Source organism: Pedobacter miscanthi (assembly GCF_003315595.1).
GTDB classification, from domain to species: domain Bacteria; phylum Bacteroidota; class Bacteroidia; order Sphingobacteriales; family Sphingobacteriaceae; genus Pedobacter; species Pedobacter miscanthi.
On the sequence record NZ_QNQU01000011.1, the window covers coordinates 183,784 to 201,141 of the forward strand.

Sequence of the window (17,358 nt, forward strand, 5' to 3'; positions counted from 1 at the left end):
AGAAAGAGCCCTTCGGCGGCGGTGAGCCGAGGCAAGACTGTGCTGATGGGGAAAAAGAAGATTAAAAAATAAGAATTGGAGTAATAACTACAAAGATCCTTCAACTCCGCTCAGGATTGACAGTTGTAAGGAAGATTTTTCGAGATAGATTTCTCCACTACGTTACACTCCGGTCGAAATGACGATCACTTATAATAAATCTCCTTACCCAACCACCAACATCTTCTTATACTCCTTCGGCGTAACTCCTTTAGCCAGCTTAAAAAATTTATTAAAATTAGAAAGGTTATTAAAACCGCACGAATAAGCCAGTTCGCTGATCTGCTGGTCGCTTTGTGCCATTAATTTACAGGCGTGGCCAATCCTTACTTCATTTACAAAAGCCACAAATGTTTTTTGAGTCCGTTTTTTAAAATAACGGCAGAAAGCCTGTTTATTCATATTCGTCATTTCAGCTGCGGTACTGAGCAAAATTTCCTGATTAAAGTTGTCGAAAACATATTTTAAAATTTTGTCCATTCTGTCATTATCTTTCAACTGGTAATTATTGGTGTAACCAGGGCTGGTTAAAAGTTCATAGTCTTTTGCAGAACACAGTAGATTTAAAATTTCGAGCACAGCAATCAGTCGTCCGATTTCTTCTGTTTGCGATGCCACTTTTAACATCAGTTCCTTTAATTGAGTCTTCAATTCATTACCGAATTTCATTCCCCTTTTGGCCAGTTGAAAAAAGTTTTTGATCCGCTGGATATTATCCGGTTCCCTAAAGACATCGAGGATTTTATCAGGATGTATAAAAATCGAAACCGAACGGGCATGTGGCTGCGAATCGGCAGCTTTAAAATATTGATTGCTGTTATGCCATACATGTGGCAAATTAGAACCTATAAAAATGAGTTCATCAGAACCAAAATTTTCAATGCTATCACCTACCATGCGCCGCCCTTCACTCTCTAAAGTATAAGTGAGCTGGCATTCTTCGTGAAAATGGAATTCGGTCGAAAAATAAGGCGCATCAACAACTTTTAGACTGTAAATGTCGTTTGTTTTTCCATCTAATATTTTTGCAAAAACGGGCTTCATATCCACATTTTTATTATTTATTTAATCGCGAAAGCAATCAATATTACCGAAATTATTATTCAATATACAAAATTAAGCTAATATAACATCAGCAATAGCAAATCTCATTTTAGTGATTGCCATTTTTCGTCTATAAATTAGCTACTCATAACCAAATATTAAAAACACAGGCATGCTCAAAAATAAGATTGTGGTTGTCACTGGTGGTGGCGATGGCATAGGCTGGGAATGTGCAAAAGCTTATGTAAGAGCAGGCGCAACCGTATGCATTATTGATAAAAACCCCTTACCAGATGAAAAACTGGACGCGCTTACCCTTACCGAAAATTTAGTTTTAATCTGCAATTTAACCAACGAAACAGCTGTTGCAGCAGCTTTTAATAGCATTATTAAAAAATATGGCCAGATAGATGCCATCCACAATAATGCGGCAATTGCACATCCATCAAAAACATTGGATGAAACCAGCAATACAGAATGGGATTTATTAATGGATGTAAATTTAAAAAGTATCCTGTATACCACCCGTTACGGAATAGCACATTTAAAAAAATCGGAGGGCTGCATTTTAAATACCAGCTCGATGGTGGGCAGCATCGGGCAGGATAACCATGCCGTTTATGTAGCTACCAAAGGAGCAATAAATGCCCTTACCAAAGCCATGGCATTAGATTATGCGCCATTCAAAATCAGGGTAAATGCAGTATCGCCCGCAGCAGTAAATACACCAACCTTAAAGGCCTGGAGCGAAGAACAGCCTAACCAGAACGAAATCGAAACTTACCTCAATAAACTACAGCCCTTGGGTAATATGCCCGAAGGCGATGTAATTGCCGATTCCTGTGTATTTCTTTTGAGCAATGCAGCCCGTTTCATTACCGGAACAATTTTACCCGTAAGCGGTGGCGCAGAACTAGGTTACAGAACATTAATATAGTAAAACATGATCGATAAAATACAGATTCAGGATAAAAGATTTGACCTGGCAACCGGTGCCGGAAGTGATGCCATCCATAAAGATCCACAATATTCTTATGCCGTAACACAGTTAACCGAAAACGGCAAAACCGGAACGGGGCTGGCTTTTACGCTTGGCGCAGGCAACGACCTGGTTTGTAATGCCGCTAAATTTTATGCCGATACCTTAAAAGGAATTGAAGTTGAAGAACTGATGGGGAATTTCGGACAAACCTTTAAAAAACTGTCGAACGAGCAGCAATTTAGGTGGCTGGGACCGCATAAAGGAGTGGTTCACCTAGGCTTGGCTTCGGTAACCAATGCCTGTTTCGATCTTTGGGCAAAAAAACGTGGTGTTCCCCTCTGGAAATTACTGATTGATTTAAGTCCCGAAGAAATTGTAAATACCCTCGATTTATCCTACCTGGAAGATGTACTCACCCGTGAAGAAGCCATTGAAATGCTGCAAAGTCAGGTGGCTTCAAAAAAATCAAGGACAGGGATTTTAGAAAAGGGTTATTCCGGTTACGATACTTCTGTGGGCTGGTTTAACTACGACGACGAAAAAGTACGCGAAAACTGCAAAAAGGCAATCGACAACGGTTTTACTGCCATGAAATTAAAGGTGGGTTCAACCGATCCAAAACGCGATATCCGCAGGGCAAATATTGTGCGGGAAGTAGCAGGAGAAACTTCAAAAGTGATGCTCGATGCCAACCAGCAGTGGACATTGCCACAGGCCATTTCTATCTGTAAGGAATTAAAACAGATGAACCCTTATTGGGTAGAAGAACCCACACATCCCGATGATGTACTGGCGCATCAAAGCCTGGCAAAGGCCATTACACCTGTAAAACTGGCTTTGGGCGAACATGTGCCCAACCGCATTATTTTTAAAAACTACCTGCAAACGGGCTGTACCAGTTTTGCACAAGTTGATGCCGTACGCGTGGGCGGCGTAAGCGAGTTTATGACCATCAGTTTAATGTGTAAAAAATTTGGCGTTCCGGTAGTGCCACATGTGGGCGACATGGGCCAGTTACACCAACACCTGGTCTTGTTTAACCATATTGCCATGGGGCACGAAGCTTTGTTTTTAGAACATATCCCCCATTTAAAACAGCACTTTGTAAACCCGATCAAAATTGAGAACGGCGTGTACATCACCCCGCAGGAAACTGGCAGCAGTTGTGATTTAAAGTAGATTAAAGAAGCCGGATATGATCAGCACCATTGATATTGTAATTACCATCGCCTACGTTTTATTCATTGTAACTATAGGCCTGTGGACGGGTACAAGAAAGAAAAAGAATGCGGAAACCACCAGTGGCGAATATTTTTTAGCAGGAAAAAGCTTAAAATGGCCCATGATCGGTTTGGCGCTGTTTGCCACCAATATCTCCTGCCTGCACTTGGTAAGTCTGGCGCAGAGCGGATTCGACAGTGGGCTGTTAAATGGCAATTTCGAATGGATGGCTGCTTTTACGCTTATCCTCTTAGCCTTGCTGTTTATTCCTTTTTATATCCGCTCGGGCATCTCTACTCTACCTGATTTTCTGGAACGCCGCTATAACCGTGTCTGCAGAGATTGGCTTGCCTTTATTTCCATATTATCGGCCATTATTATCCATATTGCTTTTTCATTTTTGGCTGGTGGCATTGTACTCGAAACTTTATTTGGCATCAACATGTACACCAGTATTATCGTAATTGCAGCCTTAACAGGTCTATACACCATTATTGGTGGCTTAAAAGCAGTAGTAGTTACCGAAACCATACAGAGCCTCGTATTAATTACAGGTGCCATCATCATCACCGTATTTGCCTGGAACAAAATTGGCGGATGGGAACAGATGGCAGCTGTACTGGAAAAAGAAAATACGATGGATAAGATCAGCATGTTGCGGCCAATTGGCGACCCGAGCGGCATGAGCTGGGTTGCGGTGTTTTTGGGTTATCCGATACTTGGCATCTGGTACTGGTGTGCCGATCAAACCATTGTACAGCGCGTATTAGGTGCCAAAAATGAAAATCATGCACGGGTTGGTGTTTTGTTCTGTGGTTTTATTAAAATCCTTCCGGTATTTATTTTTGTTTTGCCCGGTCTTTTCGCTTATGCATTATATAAATCGGGTTCGATGGATTTAAGTTCCCTGCAACATATCGGCGCTAATGGCGAAAGTATACTCAATACCAAAGGGATTTACACCTTAATGATTACCCAGCTTTTACCCAAAGGCTTGGTAGGCATTTTAGTCGCGGCACTACTATCCGGATTAATGAGCCAGATTGCGGGTGCATTAAACTCCATTGCCACTTTAAGCAGTTACGACCTCTATAAACGCTTTAAGCCCGAAACTACCGATAAACAACTGGTTATAGTAGGCCGGTGGTCGGCAGGTATAGCACTTATATTGTCAATTGCACTTTTACCTTTATTAAACAGTTATCAAAGTTTGTTCGAAGGCATAAACGATGTCATTGCACACATTGCTCCGCCCATTACCTGCGTATTTTTATTAGGCGTTTTCTGGAAAAAAGCATCGGCCAAAGGTGCACAGTATACGCTATTGATCGGCTCTATTCTAGGCGTAGCAGTATTTATGGTGAATAAAATATACGGTAATGAAACCTTTATAGGTAAAATCCCCTTCATGATGATGGCATTTTATCTATTCTGCCTGTGCGTGCTTACCCAGATTGTGTTTTCATATATTTATCCTGTAAAACATACTGCTCAAAGCGAGGTTTTGTACTGGAAATCGGTTTGGGAACCTTTACAAAGCAAAGGCTGGAGCGGTATCGGCAATTACAAAACCTTGTCGGCTTTACTACTTTTATTAATGGCTGTGCTGTATTGGAAATTCCGCTGATTAAAAGTGGTGATGGCATGTTTATCCATTTTGGCATTAATCATTTAACGAACCAGATGTTTAATGTCACAATAACAATAACCCCCGATCAATGGGTAAAAGATGCCTGAAAAAGGATAATTTATCCTACACTAATAATAAAATGCCAATATAACGTAGTTATTTGCAAATATTAAAGAATTTATTGCCTGTTTTAATCTATAACTTAGTTAAGACGCATACGTAAATCAATCTATTATAGTGTACTAACTTTTGAATAGCATAAGTAAAGTTATTTTTCTTCTGTTTAAAATATAAAAACCGATACGCCCTACCCGATCCCTGTTAGGAGTATCAGCTAATTATAAACCCGGTGTTCATCACCGATGTTCTAAAAAATGCTTTAGAAATATCCCGTTTTTTAATATCCCACAAAACCATCAATGGCATGCGCAATATGCCAACATGGACTTAGTAGTGAATACGATTTAAAATAATTAATCGAAATATAAACCAAATTAAACTATTATGAAGTCGGAACTAAAAAAAATGGGTTGGCATTGTTTTTTAACAGTATTTACAATTTGCTTATGCATATATAATGCCAGGGCGCAAACGATAATAAAAGGGCAGATTTTTGATACTACAAATCAACCTTTACCAGGCGCTACAGTTACAAATCTAAGTTCAAAAGAAAGGAGCAAAACCATTTCAGACAGCAATGGTGAATTTAGCATTTCCGGAGAAAAAGGCAATAAACTGGAGGTTACAATGATCGGCTACGCCGGTAAACAGATTACGATCCAAAACCTCGAAAAACTGAACATCACCCTGCAGGAAAGCGATAATAACCTCGATGAAGTTATTGTAGTGGGTTATGGAACACAAAAGAAAATCAATCTTTCAGGTTCCGTTTCTACAGTAACTGGTAAAACCCTAACGGAACGGCCTATACCTAATGTACAAAATTTATTACAGGGAAGGGTTAGTGGGTTGGATGTTGTACAATCTACAGGCGAACCCGGTAGAGATGGCGCTAATTTCAGGCTCAGGGGTTTTGGTTCAACGGGTGCTTCACCCAACCCCTTAGTGCTGATAGATGGTGTTATTGGTACAATGAGTAATTTATCGCCACATGATATTGAAAGTGTAACGGTTTTAAAAGATGCTTCTTCTGCATCCATATACGGTGCAAGAGCGGCCAATGGCGTAATATTGGTAACTACTAAAAAGGGCAAGGCTGGCACCAATGTAATTGAATACAATGGTAATTATGGCCTTAGTTACGCAACAAAATATCCGGACCTGATTACAAATTCGGTTACGTATATGGAAATGTATAATCAGGCCAAAGCCAGAAGCGGACAGCCCGCCCAATACACCCAGGCACAGATTGATGCTTACAGGAATAACCCCAACAGCGAACAGTACCCAAATTTTAACTGGCTTGATTATGTATTGGGTAAAGGCCCTATCCAAAACCATAACCTTGGATTTTCTGGCGGTACAGATAAAAGCACGTATAACTTATCATTAAACTATCTCGATCAGGACGCGATAACCAAAGGTTATAAATATAAGCGTTACAACGCGCTATTAGATTATACCAACCGGGTACACAACAGGGTAAAAGTTGGCACCAATGTAAATTTCTCTTATGAAGATTTTAAAGCACCCTGGTTAACCAACGATGATTTGTTATTGCTTGCCTATGCATCAGCACCTACATTTAAGCCTTTCTTACCTGATGGAAGTGGTAGAGTTGCCAGCAGAGACTATGTTTCGAGTGGAGGAACAAACAGAACGGTAGAAGAGGTATATAATACAGGTGGCCAGTTTACCAAAAATTATAATGTTAATGCACAGGCTTATGTTGATGTAGATATTCTGAAAGGTTTAAAGTGGACCACAAAAGCGGCAATTACTTTTTTTAACCAGGATTTTAGGAACCGTCAGTTTGGCTCACCATCTTTTGCATATCAACCAAACGCAAGCGGAATTTATGAGCAGGTTAGCAACGGCAATCCCAATTTTGTTGGTTTACGGCAAAGTTCTGCCAGAAACATTACCAAAACGCTTTACAGTACATTTAATTACAATAAAACATTTGCCAATGCACACAATTTTAGCGCATTAGCAGGATACGAGCAACAGGATAACCGCAGTACCAGTATCGGTGGCAATCGCTTCGATTTCCCGAACAACACCATTATGGAACTAGACGGAAGTTCGCCAATCAACCAAACCCTTAACGGTAGTTCTTTCGAGTGGGGTTTACAATCGTTATTTGGCAGGGTTAATTATGACTATAAAGGAAAATACCTATTAGAAGGAAATATCAGGTATGATGGTACTTCAAGGGTAGATCCAAGATACCGCTGGGGCACTTTTGGTGGTGGATCGGCTGCCTGGAAAATATCTGAAGAAAGTTTTATTAAAGACAATATTTCATGGATCGACAATTTAAAGTTAAGAGCCTCTTACGGAGTTCTCGGCAATCAGGAAATTACAAACCCTGATGGTAGTGCCAACTATTATCCTTATCAGGATATACTTCCTCTAACAAGTTACCCGTTTACTGGCCTAAGCTCAGGCGTACAGCTCACACGTTTAACTACCAAAGATTTACGCTGGGAAAAAACGGCAATAGCCGATTTCGGGTTGGATTTTGATCTTTTTAAAGGTTTGTTTGGTGCAACTGTAAGCTGGTACAACAAAAATACTACCGATATATTGGCGCAACGTGCTGATTTACCTGCAAGTGTTGGTTTAACCTCCCCGATTGTTAATGCAGGTGCCATGACAAATAAGGGCATTGAGATAGAACTGAGGCACCAAAACCGAATCGGCGAGTTTACCTACGGTGCAAATTTTATATTTCATAGTTATAGAAATAAGGTAACCAAAGTACTGGCCGAAACACTGGGCACATTTGAGGTAGGGCAACCATACAATAATTTTTTTGTGTACGATTGGATCGGAATTTTCCAAAGTCAGGCAGAAATTAACGCTTCTCCTAAACAGCCTAGCTCAGGGGTATTAAAACCTGGCGACTTAAAGATCAGAGATGTTGATGGAAATGGCACAGTGGGTCCGGAAGATAGGATCCGCATCAGCAGATTCCCTGATTTCACTTATTCATTTGGTTTAAATGCAGCTTATAAAGGTTTTAATTTAAGTGCATTTTTTCAGGGCGTACAAGGTCAAAAGGTACAGGTTAGCCAATGGGGATATGAGCCATTTATGCAGGGTTCTGCTCCACCTTCAAAATTTTTAGATGCCTGGTCGCCAACCAATCCAAGCAATACAGTACCAGCAGTATATCTTACAGGTTATCAAGGTGTATCGGGATATTCTTCAACATATTTTATACAGGATGCCTCGTACTTACGGTTGAAAAACCTATACCTCTCTTATACGCTGCCTGAAAAAATTGCAAAAAAAATAGCATCACAAGGCATAACCATATATGTTTCGGGCGACAACCTGATTACCTGGACAAAATATGAAGGAAATGACCCCGAAAGAGCTGGTTCTGGCAGATTTGCCCAGTTCCCGCAACTTCGGATTTATACCGCTGGCTTAAAGGTTAAATTTTAATCTGTTAAAGAAAAATAAAATGAAAACACGTCAAACCAACATATCTTTAATCATACTGATTATAATTGGATTATTAACATCCTGCCAAAAGGATTTTTTGGATAAAGACCCTACCACAGCAATATCTGCCGGTGCTTTCTGGAAAACCGATTCAGATGTACAACTGGCCTTAACAGGCGTTTATAAACGTCTGCAAAATGGCTTTTTAGGTCACCGGAAATTATGGCTCGATACCTATTCTGATAATGCACTGGATAGGCACTCTTTTTACGGTTTTGGTAATTTAACGCAGGGCATCGTAAACTCCAGTAATGTGCCGAGCGCTTTTTACGCAATTCCCTATCAGGGCATAGCAGGCTGCAATTTTTTTCTTGATAATGTAGATAAAGCGCCTATCACCGAGGCTTCTAAAACTACCTATAAAGCTGAAGTCAGATTTCTGAGGGCCATGTTTTATTTCGAGCTGGCACAGGCTTTTGGTGGTGTAATTGTATACAAAACAGCGCCACAAACGGTTGAAGATTCAAAAATCAAAAAAAGCACAAAAGAAGAAGTGTTAAAATTTGTACATGATGAACTCGATTTTGCAGTTGCCAGCTTACCAGATGTTCCGTATAATGGGCATGCCGTAAAAGGTAGTGCACAGGCACTTCAGGCTAAAGTTTATCTTGCCGAACAAAACTGGCAGAAAGCATTAGAGTTTTGCAATGCTGTAATTGCCGGTGGCAAATATCAAATTTACCAGGGAGGTTATCCTAATCTTTTTCTTACCGCAACGCAACAAAATAATCCCGAAATCATATTTTCAACCAAATATCTTTCTCCTAATAATCCCCAGGGTGATGAAGGTGTACTGGTTGAAATTGGCTGGTATGGTTCGATAGCTCCGTACCAAAACCTGGTTGATGAGTACGAAATGAATAACGGAAAAATGATTACTGAAGCCGGTTCAGGTTATAATTCTGCCGACCCATATACCAACAGAGATCCCCGTTTAAAATTTACGATAAAAGTACCTACCGAAAAATACATCAATCCGGATGGCTCGATATTTAATGAATCAGATCCATTATTAACTACCTACTCACAGAAAAAATATATAGATCTTTCGAAGCTTCCTTTCGATCGGACCAAAACGCCACTTACCGATCAAAACATCATCCATTTACGTTATGCCGATGTTTTACTCATGTTTGCAGAAGCTAAAAATGAAATAAGCGGCCCGGATGCAACGATCTATAATGCTTTGGATGCAATCAGAACAAGAAAAAGTGTCGAAATGCCACCGGTAGATCAAATCATATATAATTCAAAAGATAAACTCAGGGATTTTATTCTCCATGAAAGAAGAATTGAGCTGGCACTGGAAGGACAGCGTTATTACGATCTGAAAAGAAGAAATCTGATGGAACCAAAATTGGCACCGCTCAAAAACCCAGGAGGTGTACCATTGAAATTTGGAGAGAAAAACAATGTACTACCATTCCCACAAAGTGAGCTGGATAAGAACAAACAACTACAACAAAATCCGCAATATTAATAAAAAATATACGTCAGCCCGGAGTTGGGTTGGCGTATATTTTCAATATTTATGTATGGCTGATGGCAGGGATGGGGATAGCTGATGGTATGTAAATCCATCATATAACAAAAAGGCCTAACCTTGATATATAAGAAGAACTCAAAAATTACTCTTAAATAAACAAAAACCAATCTACAACTGTACTGTTCTATATCAATAGTTAATACTTAAGATTATGGAAAGCACAAAAGATAATAATGAAAATTTAGGCAATAAAAATGCAGACAATGCTGCAGATAAAACGAATATGCCCGAACAGCAGGTGCCACGTCACCGCAGCAATGATAATGAAAAGAAAAGTACGGTAGAAACTGAAGCAGGCAACCTGGGCAGGGATTTTGGAATGGGCGATTTTGGTTCTGAAGAAGCGAGGGAAGATGCCGCAAAAGGCAATAAAGGCCAGGCCGGCAATATGCCCAACAGTACAAAAAAATAAAGCCCCCGATGTAAAATCGGGAGCTTTTCCTAACAACTAAAAAATAACACCTAACTGGCGTTTTAACTTACCTTAAAAGCAGGCGAAACATCATCAAGACTTCTGGTTGTTACCTCTAAATCTTTAATCAAACCTGTTTTTAAGCTGTATACCCAGGCATGTACAGATAATTCCTGTCCGTTAGCCCATGCACTTTGAACAATTGATGTATTCATTACTTTGGCTGCGCCTTCAATCGCATTCAATTCTACCAAACGATCGAATTTTTGATCAGGATCCTGAATATTGGCCAGTTCCTGATCGTGCAAACGGTATACATCGCGGATGTTCCTCAACCAGTTATCAATCAATCCTACCTGTTTATCACCCAATGCAGCCTTAACTCCGCCGCAACCATAGTGGCCGCAAACGATCACATGTTTTACTTTTAAAACATTAATCGAGTAATCGAGTACCGAAAGCAGGTTCATATCTGTATGCACCACCACATTGGCAATGTTTCTGTGTACAAAAATATCTCCCGGCCTGGTATTGGTAATCTGGTTGGCAGGCACACGGCTATCAGAACATCCGATCCATAAAACCGGTGGGGCCTGACCTGCAGATAATTTATCAAAAAAAGCAGGGTCACTGTCAATGGTATCTTTAACCCAGTCTTTATTTCCCTGTAATAAGCTATCGTATGTGATATCTTTCGTATCTATTGTTTTTGCGCACATAATTATAATTTATTAATGTCTTCTTCTACTTTTATATTCAATTTTGGTACAGAATAGTGTTTCTCTATGTTTTCTAACGTTACGATAATACCTTTTGTATAAGCATTATGTTTGTAATTGTAAATAGTTTCCAATACATCCGGATCAATATATCTTGCATTTGAACCATCAATAATTACATTGGTTTCTTTTGGAATATTCGTTAAAACTACCTGTATCGCTGCTTTGTTTAAAAAGGAAACCTCCTCTGCCAGTTTAATCCTGATGTTCTTTTTATCCCCTTCGTTCGAAATTCTGTAAAAGAAGGGATTACGCATATTGGTACGTAGCAGGTAAAAAATAGAAACCAGCATACCAACCGCAACACCTTTTAACAAATCGGTAAATAAAACCGCTACAACAGTTATTACAAACGGTACAAACTGGTCCCAGCCCTTATGGTACATGTGTTTAAACAGGCTGATACGGGTTAATTTATAACCTGTTACCAATAAAATGGCTGCCAAACAAGATAACGGGATCATGTTAATTAAACCCGGGATAAACAACAGGGATAACAACAGCCAGGTACCATGAAAAATAGCCGACATTTTAGTTCTGCCGCCAGCATTAACATTGGCCGAGCTGCGTACAATTACCGAGGTCATTGGCAAACCGCCAACCATACCGCTGGTAATGTTTCCTATGCCCTGCGCAATCAGTTCTCTGTTTGTTGGGGTTACACGTTTAATCGGATCAATTTTATCTACAGCCTCAATACTCAGTAAGGTTTCCAAACTGGCAACAATCGCAATCGTTAACGCAACAATGTAAACGTTTTTATTGGCCAGTTGCGAAAAATCGGGCATGGTAAACAAACCGGCAAATTCGCTAAAGCCGTTAACCACCGGAATTTTCACCATCTGATCGGCACGTAGCGGATGATCGGTACCTGCAAAAAATAGTGTACCCAAAATACCCAGGGTTACCACTAATAATGGAGCAGGCACTACAGCCAGTTTCGGAAATTTAGGCCAAATTAATAATATAGCTATCGATAATAAACTGATTACCACTGCAGCCAGGCTAAAATGACTGATGGCTGCCGTAATTGCAGAAAAAGTATTTTCGTGATCCTGTTGAAAGAAACCCTCGTCGCCCGTAAAATCGGTATCAACACCCAATGCATGTGGTAACTGTTTTAAAATCAAAATCAGTCCGATGGCGGCAAGCATCCCTTCAATTACACTCGAAGGAAAATAATTACCAATCGTGCCTGCCTTAACCAGACCTAAAATCAACTGGAATACACCCGCCAGCACCACAGCAAGCAAAAAGGTTTGATAATTGCCCAAAGAGGTAATGGCTCCCAGCACGATAACAGTTAAACCCGCAGCCGGGCCACTCACACTCAGTTGCGAACCACTGCAGGAGGCAACTACAATTCCTCCTATAATGCCGGTTATTAAACCTGCAAACAACGGTGCACCCGAGGCTAGTGCAATACCTAAACACAATGGCAATGCCACTAAAAACACTACAATACTTGCAGGTAAATCTTTCTTTAAATTCTTTTTAAGAATATATTTCTTCACATCCGAACCTGAAAAGGCCGGGTTAAACTTTTGCATAACGATATAATTATCTGGTAAATTTTAACGAATAAAATCGCAGGGGTACAAAAACCAGGCTATAGAAAGGATTTGCGTATTCCATCAAATTTTAATCATGGCAATAGCACTCAATACTATTAAGCAGGCAATTTTTACCCCAAATACTAATTACTAGATAAAGTTGGGTGGCGGTGTTGGAACAGTGGGATGATATGGATCTACATATCTTTTAAAATGTTCGATGAAACTGCTCTTCAGAATGAAGTGGCTCGAAGAAAACTCGTAAGCAAATATCGGATGGTTGAGTTCTACCAATTTGAAATCGGTAAATTTTGCGGTGTCTTTGGCGGTATCCTTGCCGCCGTCATGCTCTAACTCAATCTGCATGATTACGGCATTCATAATTTCTTTGTCAATACTTGTACAAAATACCGGCGCACCAGAAATACCCATCTTCGCCATGAAGATGAACATGAAGGAGGTAACGATCAAATATTTGTATTTTCTTAAAAACATCTAAAATTCTAATGCGGTTCTAATGTGTACCGTTTACAAAAATAAACGGATAATTTGTTTTTCAATGCAACAGGCTGTAAAAAAAATGTAATATAACAAAAATAACGCCATGGGTTAACACTTCGCATGTTTAAAGTATCAGGATCATATCATCCATTTCCTTAATTGTTCTGATCATTTTTTTGGAAATGAGGGGTTCCGTTTTTATGGCGGCTTCAGTCCCGCTATACACTTTACTCCGTTGCACTACGTGCTCGCTCCTATCGGGTTTATTTAACAAGGGCAAGTAACAAGATTGCGGTATTCAAACCTCTTAGGTTTTTAAATGACATAACCTTCAATAAGGCCAATGAGAATACCAAGCAACCCGAAACATTACATACAGCGCTTGCGCTCGTTTCTAACGAGTGCACAAATAGCTAAACGATTTTATCGTTTTAAACGGTAAACTATTTAACGGTGGATTAAAAATCCACGGTTCATACAGACGGGATTACAAATCCCGACCAACGGTGGCTCAGTCCCGCTATACGCTTTACTCCGTTGCACTACGTGTTCGCTCCTATCGGGTTTATTTAACAAGGGCAAGCAACAATATTGCGGTATTCAAACCTCGCAGGTTTTTAAATGACATAGCCTTCAATAAGGCCTATGAGGATACCAAGCAACCCGAAACATTACATACAGCGCTTGCGCTCGTTTCTAACGAGTGCACAAATAGCTAAACGATTTTATCGTTTTAAACGGTAAACTATTCAACGCTCGTTAAAAACGAGCATTAGCCAAAGATATACAAACCAATCGCACAAAGACCTCGCAGGTTTTCGAAACATGCGAGGTCTATTCATGAAACGGTGGGTTTTGCGTTAGGGATTGTAAGGGTTTAGTACCGATTTTTCATCGGTACCGCAGCGAAGCGCAGCCCTGAAAAGCCCGCCCCTTTCCCGATTTTTCATCGGGAAAGGGGAACGCCCAAATCAATTATAAATTAACAAGTTTCATTTTAACTTTCTGTTTATACCTCCCAGATCTTAAAAACCTGCGAGGTATAGGATAAAATTACATCCCACAAACCTTGCATTACCGCTGGTAATTTTTAATTTTAAAATCTCATAGCCTCAGCAATGGATAAGAAAATAGCACTACTTAAAGATAAAATTAACCAGGCCCACCTTGGCGGCGGACAGGCGCGTGTAGACGCTCAGCATAAAAAAGGTAAACTCACGGCCCGCGAGCGTATCCACTTTTTAATGGACGAGGGCAGTTTTGAGGAAATTGGCATGATGGTTACCCACCGCAGTACCGATTTTGGTATGGAACGTGAAAAATACCTTGGCGATGGGGTGGTAACCGGCTATGGTACCATTAACGGGCGTTTAACCTATGTTTTCTCCCAGGATTTTACAGTGTTTGGAGGTTCGTTATCTGAAACCCATGCCGAAAAAATCTGTAAACTGATGGATATGGCCATGAAGAATGGCGCTCCGCTAATCGGCTTAAACGATAGTGGTGGTGCCCGTATCCAGGAGGGTGTGGTATCTTTAGGTGGTTATGCCGATATTTTTTATAAAAATGTTCAGGCATCGGGTGTTATTCCGCAGCTATCGGCAATCATGGGTCCTTGCGCCGGCGGAGCGGTATATTCTCCCGCCATTACCGATTTTATTCTGATGGTAGAAAACACTTCTTACATGTTTGTTACCGGCCCGAATGTGGTAAAAACGGTAACCCACGAAGAAGTAACTTCTGAAGAATTGGGTGGTGCCAGCACGCATGCCACAAAATCGGGTGTTACCCATTTTGCCTGTGCCAATGAGATTGATGCCATTAATCATGTAAAAAAATTATTGAGCTATATGCCGCAGAATTGCGAGGAAATAGCCGGTCATTTACCTTACGAAACCACTGACGAAAGCCGGCCGGAGCTGAATACTTTTATGCCCGAAAATGCTTCGCAGCCTTACGATATCCGCGAGGTAATTAGTGCCGTTGCCGATGCCGATAGCTTTTTAGAGGTTCATGCCGCTTATGCAGAAAACATTGTGGTGGGTTTTGCACGTTTAGCGGGCCGAAGCATAGGTATTGTAGCAAACCAGCCAGCCTATCTGGCAGGTGTTTTAGATAGCAATTCTTCGACCAAAGCAGCCCGCTTTGTACGTTTTTGCGATTGTTTCAATATTCCATTATTGGTATTTGAAGATGTTCCGGGATTTTTACCCGGCACCGATCAGGAGTGGAACGGCATTATTGCTAACGGCGCCAAATTATTGTACGCATTTAGCGAGGCTACAGTACCCCGCATTACCGTAATTACCCGGAAAGCCTACGGCGGAGCTTACGATGTAATGAACAGTAAACATATTGGTGCCGATATGAACTACGCCTGGCCAAGTGCCGAAATTGCCGTAATGGGTGCTAAAGGTGCCGCAGAAATTATCTTTAAAAAAGAAATTACCTCGGCCGAAAACCCTGAAGAAAAATGGCTGGAGAAAGAAAAACTGTATTCCGATATCTTTGCCAACCCTTACCGTGCCGCAGAACGTGGCTTTGTTGATGAAGTGATCGAACCAGGGCAAACCCGCATAAAGTTGATAAAAGCTTTTAAGATGTTAGAAAATAAGGTGGTAAACAATCCGAGAAAGAAACACGGAAATATACCTTTGTAATGAATGATGGAAGATGGATGAGGTAGGATGGATAATGGACTAAAATCCCATCACCCGTTTTACATATTACATATTATGGATGAGGTAAGATGGATAATGAACTAATTTCCCATCACCCGTTTTACATTATACATCTTACATATTTAACTCCATCATCCATTTTACATATTTACATCTTACATAATCCTACATGTTAAAACGAGCCGATATCCTCCTGATGGCTTTTTGCACCGGCCTCATTGTTGCAAACATTTATTACTGCCAGCCTTTGGTAATCCTGATTGCAAAGGATTTTAACCTCACCGAAACCAATGCGGGTAGAATTACTTACCTCACGCAGATTGGTTATGCCCTTGGCCTTTTCCTTTTGGTACCACTGGGCGATATGTTTGAGCGTAAAAAACAAATTCTTGTAATTACCGGACTGGCTATTCTGGCCCTTTTGGTTGCTGCACTTTCGCACAGTTTTTTAATCCTGGAGGTAGCTTCGGTCCTGATTGGTACCTGCTCCATTGTTCCTCAATTAATTTTGCCCCTCGCCGCTAATTTAAGTACAGATGAAAACCGTGGTGCAAACATCGGTATGATTATGAGTGGTTTACTGGTGGGTATTTTAGCCTCGCGGGCGGTAAGTGGAAGTATTGGTTTTTGGTTAGGCTGGAGAGCGGTTTATTACATCGCCGCTGCCATTTGTGGTTTATTGATTTTTTTAATGGCCAAACGTTTTCCGCAAAGTTACCCTGCATTTAAGGGAACCTACAAAGAACTGATGCGATCGATGTTTAGCTACATTAAAACACAACCTGCTTTAAGAGAAACTTCCCTCATTAATTTTTTGGCTTTTGCCATTATAAGTGCTTTCTGGACTACCATGGTGCTTTTCCTGGCCAATCCGCCGTTCAGTTTCCAAACCCTACAGATCGGTTTATTTGGTATTGCCGGCGCTGCCGGTGCCTTAGCTGCCCCTTTGGTTGGAAAACTGAGCGATGGCAATAATCCCCGTAAAAACCTGATGATTGGTTTTATCCTCCAAATTGTGAGCATCGCTTTGTTTTATTTTACCGGCAAGCATTTATTCCTCTTTGTAATCGGCATTGTACTAATCGATATCGGTCAGCAAGCCATACACGTAACCAACCAAACGCGTATTTACACCCTGATACCCGAAGCAAGAAACCGGCTGAATACCATTTTTATGTCGGTTAGCTTTATCGGTGCCAGCTGTGGCTCGGCCCTAGGCTTATGGCTATGGGGGCAGGGTGGCTGGGCATTGTTTTGCTATGGCATGACCGCAATTATCGTCCTGAACATGTTAATTTATCAGTTTTACGGAAGAAAAAACAAATAATCAAACC

Annotated in this window: 12 protein-coding genes; 8 read left to right on the forward strand and 4 right to left on the reverse strand. The window is 40.6% G+C overall.

What is annotated here, in order from left to right:
• Positions 1 to 204: 204 nt before the first annotated feature.
• A complete protein-coding gene (locus tag DRW42_RS14480) occupies positions 205 to 1,083 on the reverse strand; it encodes an AraC family transcriptional regulator (protein WP_113949535.1) in 879 nt (292 codons plus the stop codon).
• A 172-nt stretch (positions 1,084 to 1,255) separates the two neighbouring features.
• Here DRW42_RS14480 and DRW42_RS14485 point away from each other — a divergent pair, with 172 nt between their 5' ends.
• The 6 genes from DRW42_RS14485 (at position 1,256) to DRW42_RS14510 (ending at position 10,510) form a co-directional block, all read left to right on the forward strand.
• A complete protein-coding gene (locus DRW42_RS14485; protein WP_113949536.1) occupies positions 1,256 to 2,020 on the forward strand; it encodes an SDR family NAD(P)-dependent oxidoreductase in 765 nt (254 codons plus the stop codon).
• Positions 2,021 to 2,026: 6 nt separating this feature from the next.
• Positions 2,027 to 3,244 carry an enolase C-terminal domain-like protein gene (locus DRW42_RS14490; RefSeq protein WP_113949537.1) on the forward strand — a complete coding sequence of 406 codons (1,218 nt, stop codon included), beginning with the start codon at positions 2,027 to 2,029 and terminating at the stop codon, positions 3,242 to 3,244.
• Positions 3,245 to 3,260: 16 nt separating this feature from the next.
• Positions 3,261 to 4,913 (forward strand): sodium:solute symporter, encoded by a 1,653-nt coding sequence (locus DRW42_RS14495; protein WP_113949538.1) that lies wholly within the window; start codon positions 3,261 to 3,263, stop codon positions 4,911 to 4,913.
• A 507-nt stretch (positions 4,914 to 5,420) separates the two neighbouring features.
• Positions 5,421 to 8,492, forward strand: coding sequence for a SusC/RagA family TonB-linked outer membrane protein (locus tag DRW42_RS14500; protein WP_113949539.1), 3,072 nt, complete (start codon positions 5,421 to 5,423; stop codon positions 8,490 to 8,492).
• 19 nt (positions 8,493 to 8,511) lie between these two features.
• Complete coding sequence (locus DRW42_RS14505; protein WP_113949540.1) at positions 8,512 to 10,032, forward strand: RagB/SusD family nutrient uptake outer membrane protein; 1,521 nt, start codon at positions 8,512 to 8,514, stop codon at positions 10,030 to 10,032.
• Between the two features lie 217 nt (positions 10,033 to 10,249).
• Positions 10,250 to 10,510 (forward strand): hypothetical protein, encoded by a 261-nt coding sequence (locus tag DRW42_RS14510; protein WP_113949541.1) that lies wholly within the window; start codon positions 10,250 to 10,252, stop codon positions 10,508 to 10,510.
• A 62-nt stretch (positions 10,511 to 10,572) separates the two neighbouring features.
• Here the strand turns inward: DRW42_RS14510 and DRW42_RS14515 are convergent, their stop codons facing one another.
• The 3 genes from DRW42_RS14515 to DRW42_RS14525 all read right to left on the reverse strand — a co-directional run bounded on the left by DRW42_RS14515 (position 10,573) and on the right by DRW42_RS14525 (position 13,295).
• Positions 10,573 to 11,229 carry a carbonic anhydrase gene (locus DRW42_RS14515; RefSeq protein WP_113949542.1) on the reverse strand — a complete coding sequence of 219 codons (657 nt, stop codon included), beginning with the start codon at positions 11,227 to 11,229 and terminating at the stop codon, positions 10,573 to 10,575.
• Between the two features lie 2 nt (positions 11,230 to 11,231).
• Positions 11,232 to 12,839, reverse strand: coding sequence for a SulP family inorganic anion transporter (locus DRW42_RS14520; protein ID WP_113949543.1), 1,608 nt, complete (start codon positions 12,837 to 12,839; stop codon positions 11,232 to 11,234).
• Positions 12,840 to 12,992: 153 nt separating this feature from the next.
• Positions 12,993 to 13,295, reverse strand: a complete 303-nt coding sequence (locus tag DRW42_RS14525; protein WP_244215285.1) for a hypothetical protein — start codon at positions 13,293 to 13,295, stop codon at positions 12,993 to 12,995.
• 1,166 nt (positions 13,296 to 14,461) lie between these two features.
• On the opposite strand from DRW42_RS14525, the gene DRW42_RS14530 reads away from it, so the two are divergent.
• Together DRW42_RS14530 and DRW42_RS14535 are read left to right on the forward strand one after the other, a co-directional pair.
• On the forward strand, positions 14,462 to 16,003 hold the full coding sequence (locus DRW42_RS14530) for an acyl-CoA carboxylase subunit beta (protein WP_113949545.1): 1,542 nt from the start codon (positions 14,462 to 14,464) through the stop codon (positions 16,001 to 16,003).
• Positions 16,004 to 16,193: 190 nt separating this feature from the next.
• Entirely contained in the window at positions 16,194 to 17,351 is a 1,158-nt protein-coding gene (locus DRW42_RS14535) for an MFS transporter (RefSeq protein ID WP_244215286.1), read from the forward strand.
• Positions 17,352 to 17,358 lie beyond the last annotated feature (7 nt).

Bases quoted from the DNA above. Each gene is read 5' to 3' on its own strand.
- DRW42_RS14510 (WP_113949541.1), top strand. From the start codon at position 10,250: ATGGAAAGCACAAAAGATAATAATGAAAATTTAGGCAATAAAAATGCA.
- DRW42_RS14535 (WP_244215286.1), top strand. From the start codon at position 16,194: ATGTTAAAACGAGCCGATATCCTCCTGATGGCTTTTTGCACCGGCCTC.
- DRW42_RS14495 (WP_113949538.1), top strand. From the start codon at position 3,261: ATGATCAGCACCATTGATATTGTAATTACCATCGCCTACGTTTTATTC.
- DRW42_RS14485 (WP_113949536.1), top strand. From the start codon at position 1,256: ATGCTCAAAAATAAGATTGTGGTTGTCACTGGTGGTGGCGATGGCATA.
- DRW42_RS14525 (WP_244215285.1), bottom strand. From the start codon at position 13,295: ATGTTCATCTTCATGGCGAAGATGGGTATTTCTGGTGCGCCGGTATTT.
- DRW42_RS14505 (WP_113949540.1), top strand. From the start codon at position 8,512: ATGAAAACACGTCAAACCAACATATCTTTAATCATACTGATTATAATT.
- DRW42_RS14500 (WP_113949539.1), top strand. From the start codon at position 5,421: ATGAAGTCGGAACTAAAAAAAATGGGTTGGCATTGTTTTTTAACAGTA.
- DRW42_RS14480 (WP_113949535.1), bottom strand. From the start codon at position 1,083: ATGAAGCCCGTTTTTGCAAAAATATTAGATGGAAAAACAAACGACATT.
- DRW42_RS14515 (WP_113949542.1), bottom strand. From the start codon at position 11,229: ATGTGCGCAAAAACAATAGATACGAAAGATATCACATACGATAGCTTA.
- DRW42_RS14520 (WP_113949543.1), bottom strand. From the start codon at position 12,839: ATGCAAAAGTTTAACCCGGCCTTTTCAGGTTCGGATGTGAAGAAATAT.
- DRW42_RS14530 (WP_113949545.1), top strand. From the start codon at position 14,462: ATGGATAAGAAAATAGCACTACTTAAAGATAAAATTAACCAGGCCCAC.
- DRW42_RS14490 (WP_113949537.1), top strand. From the start codon at position 2,027: ATGATCGATAAAATACAGATTCAGGATAAAAGATTTGACCTGGCAACC.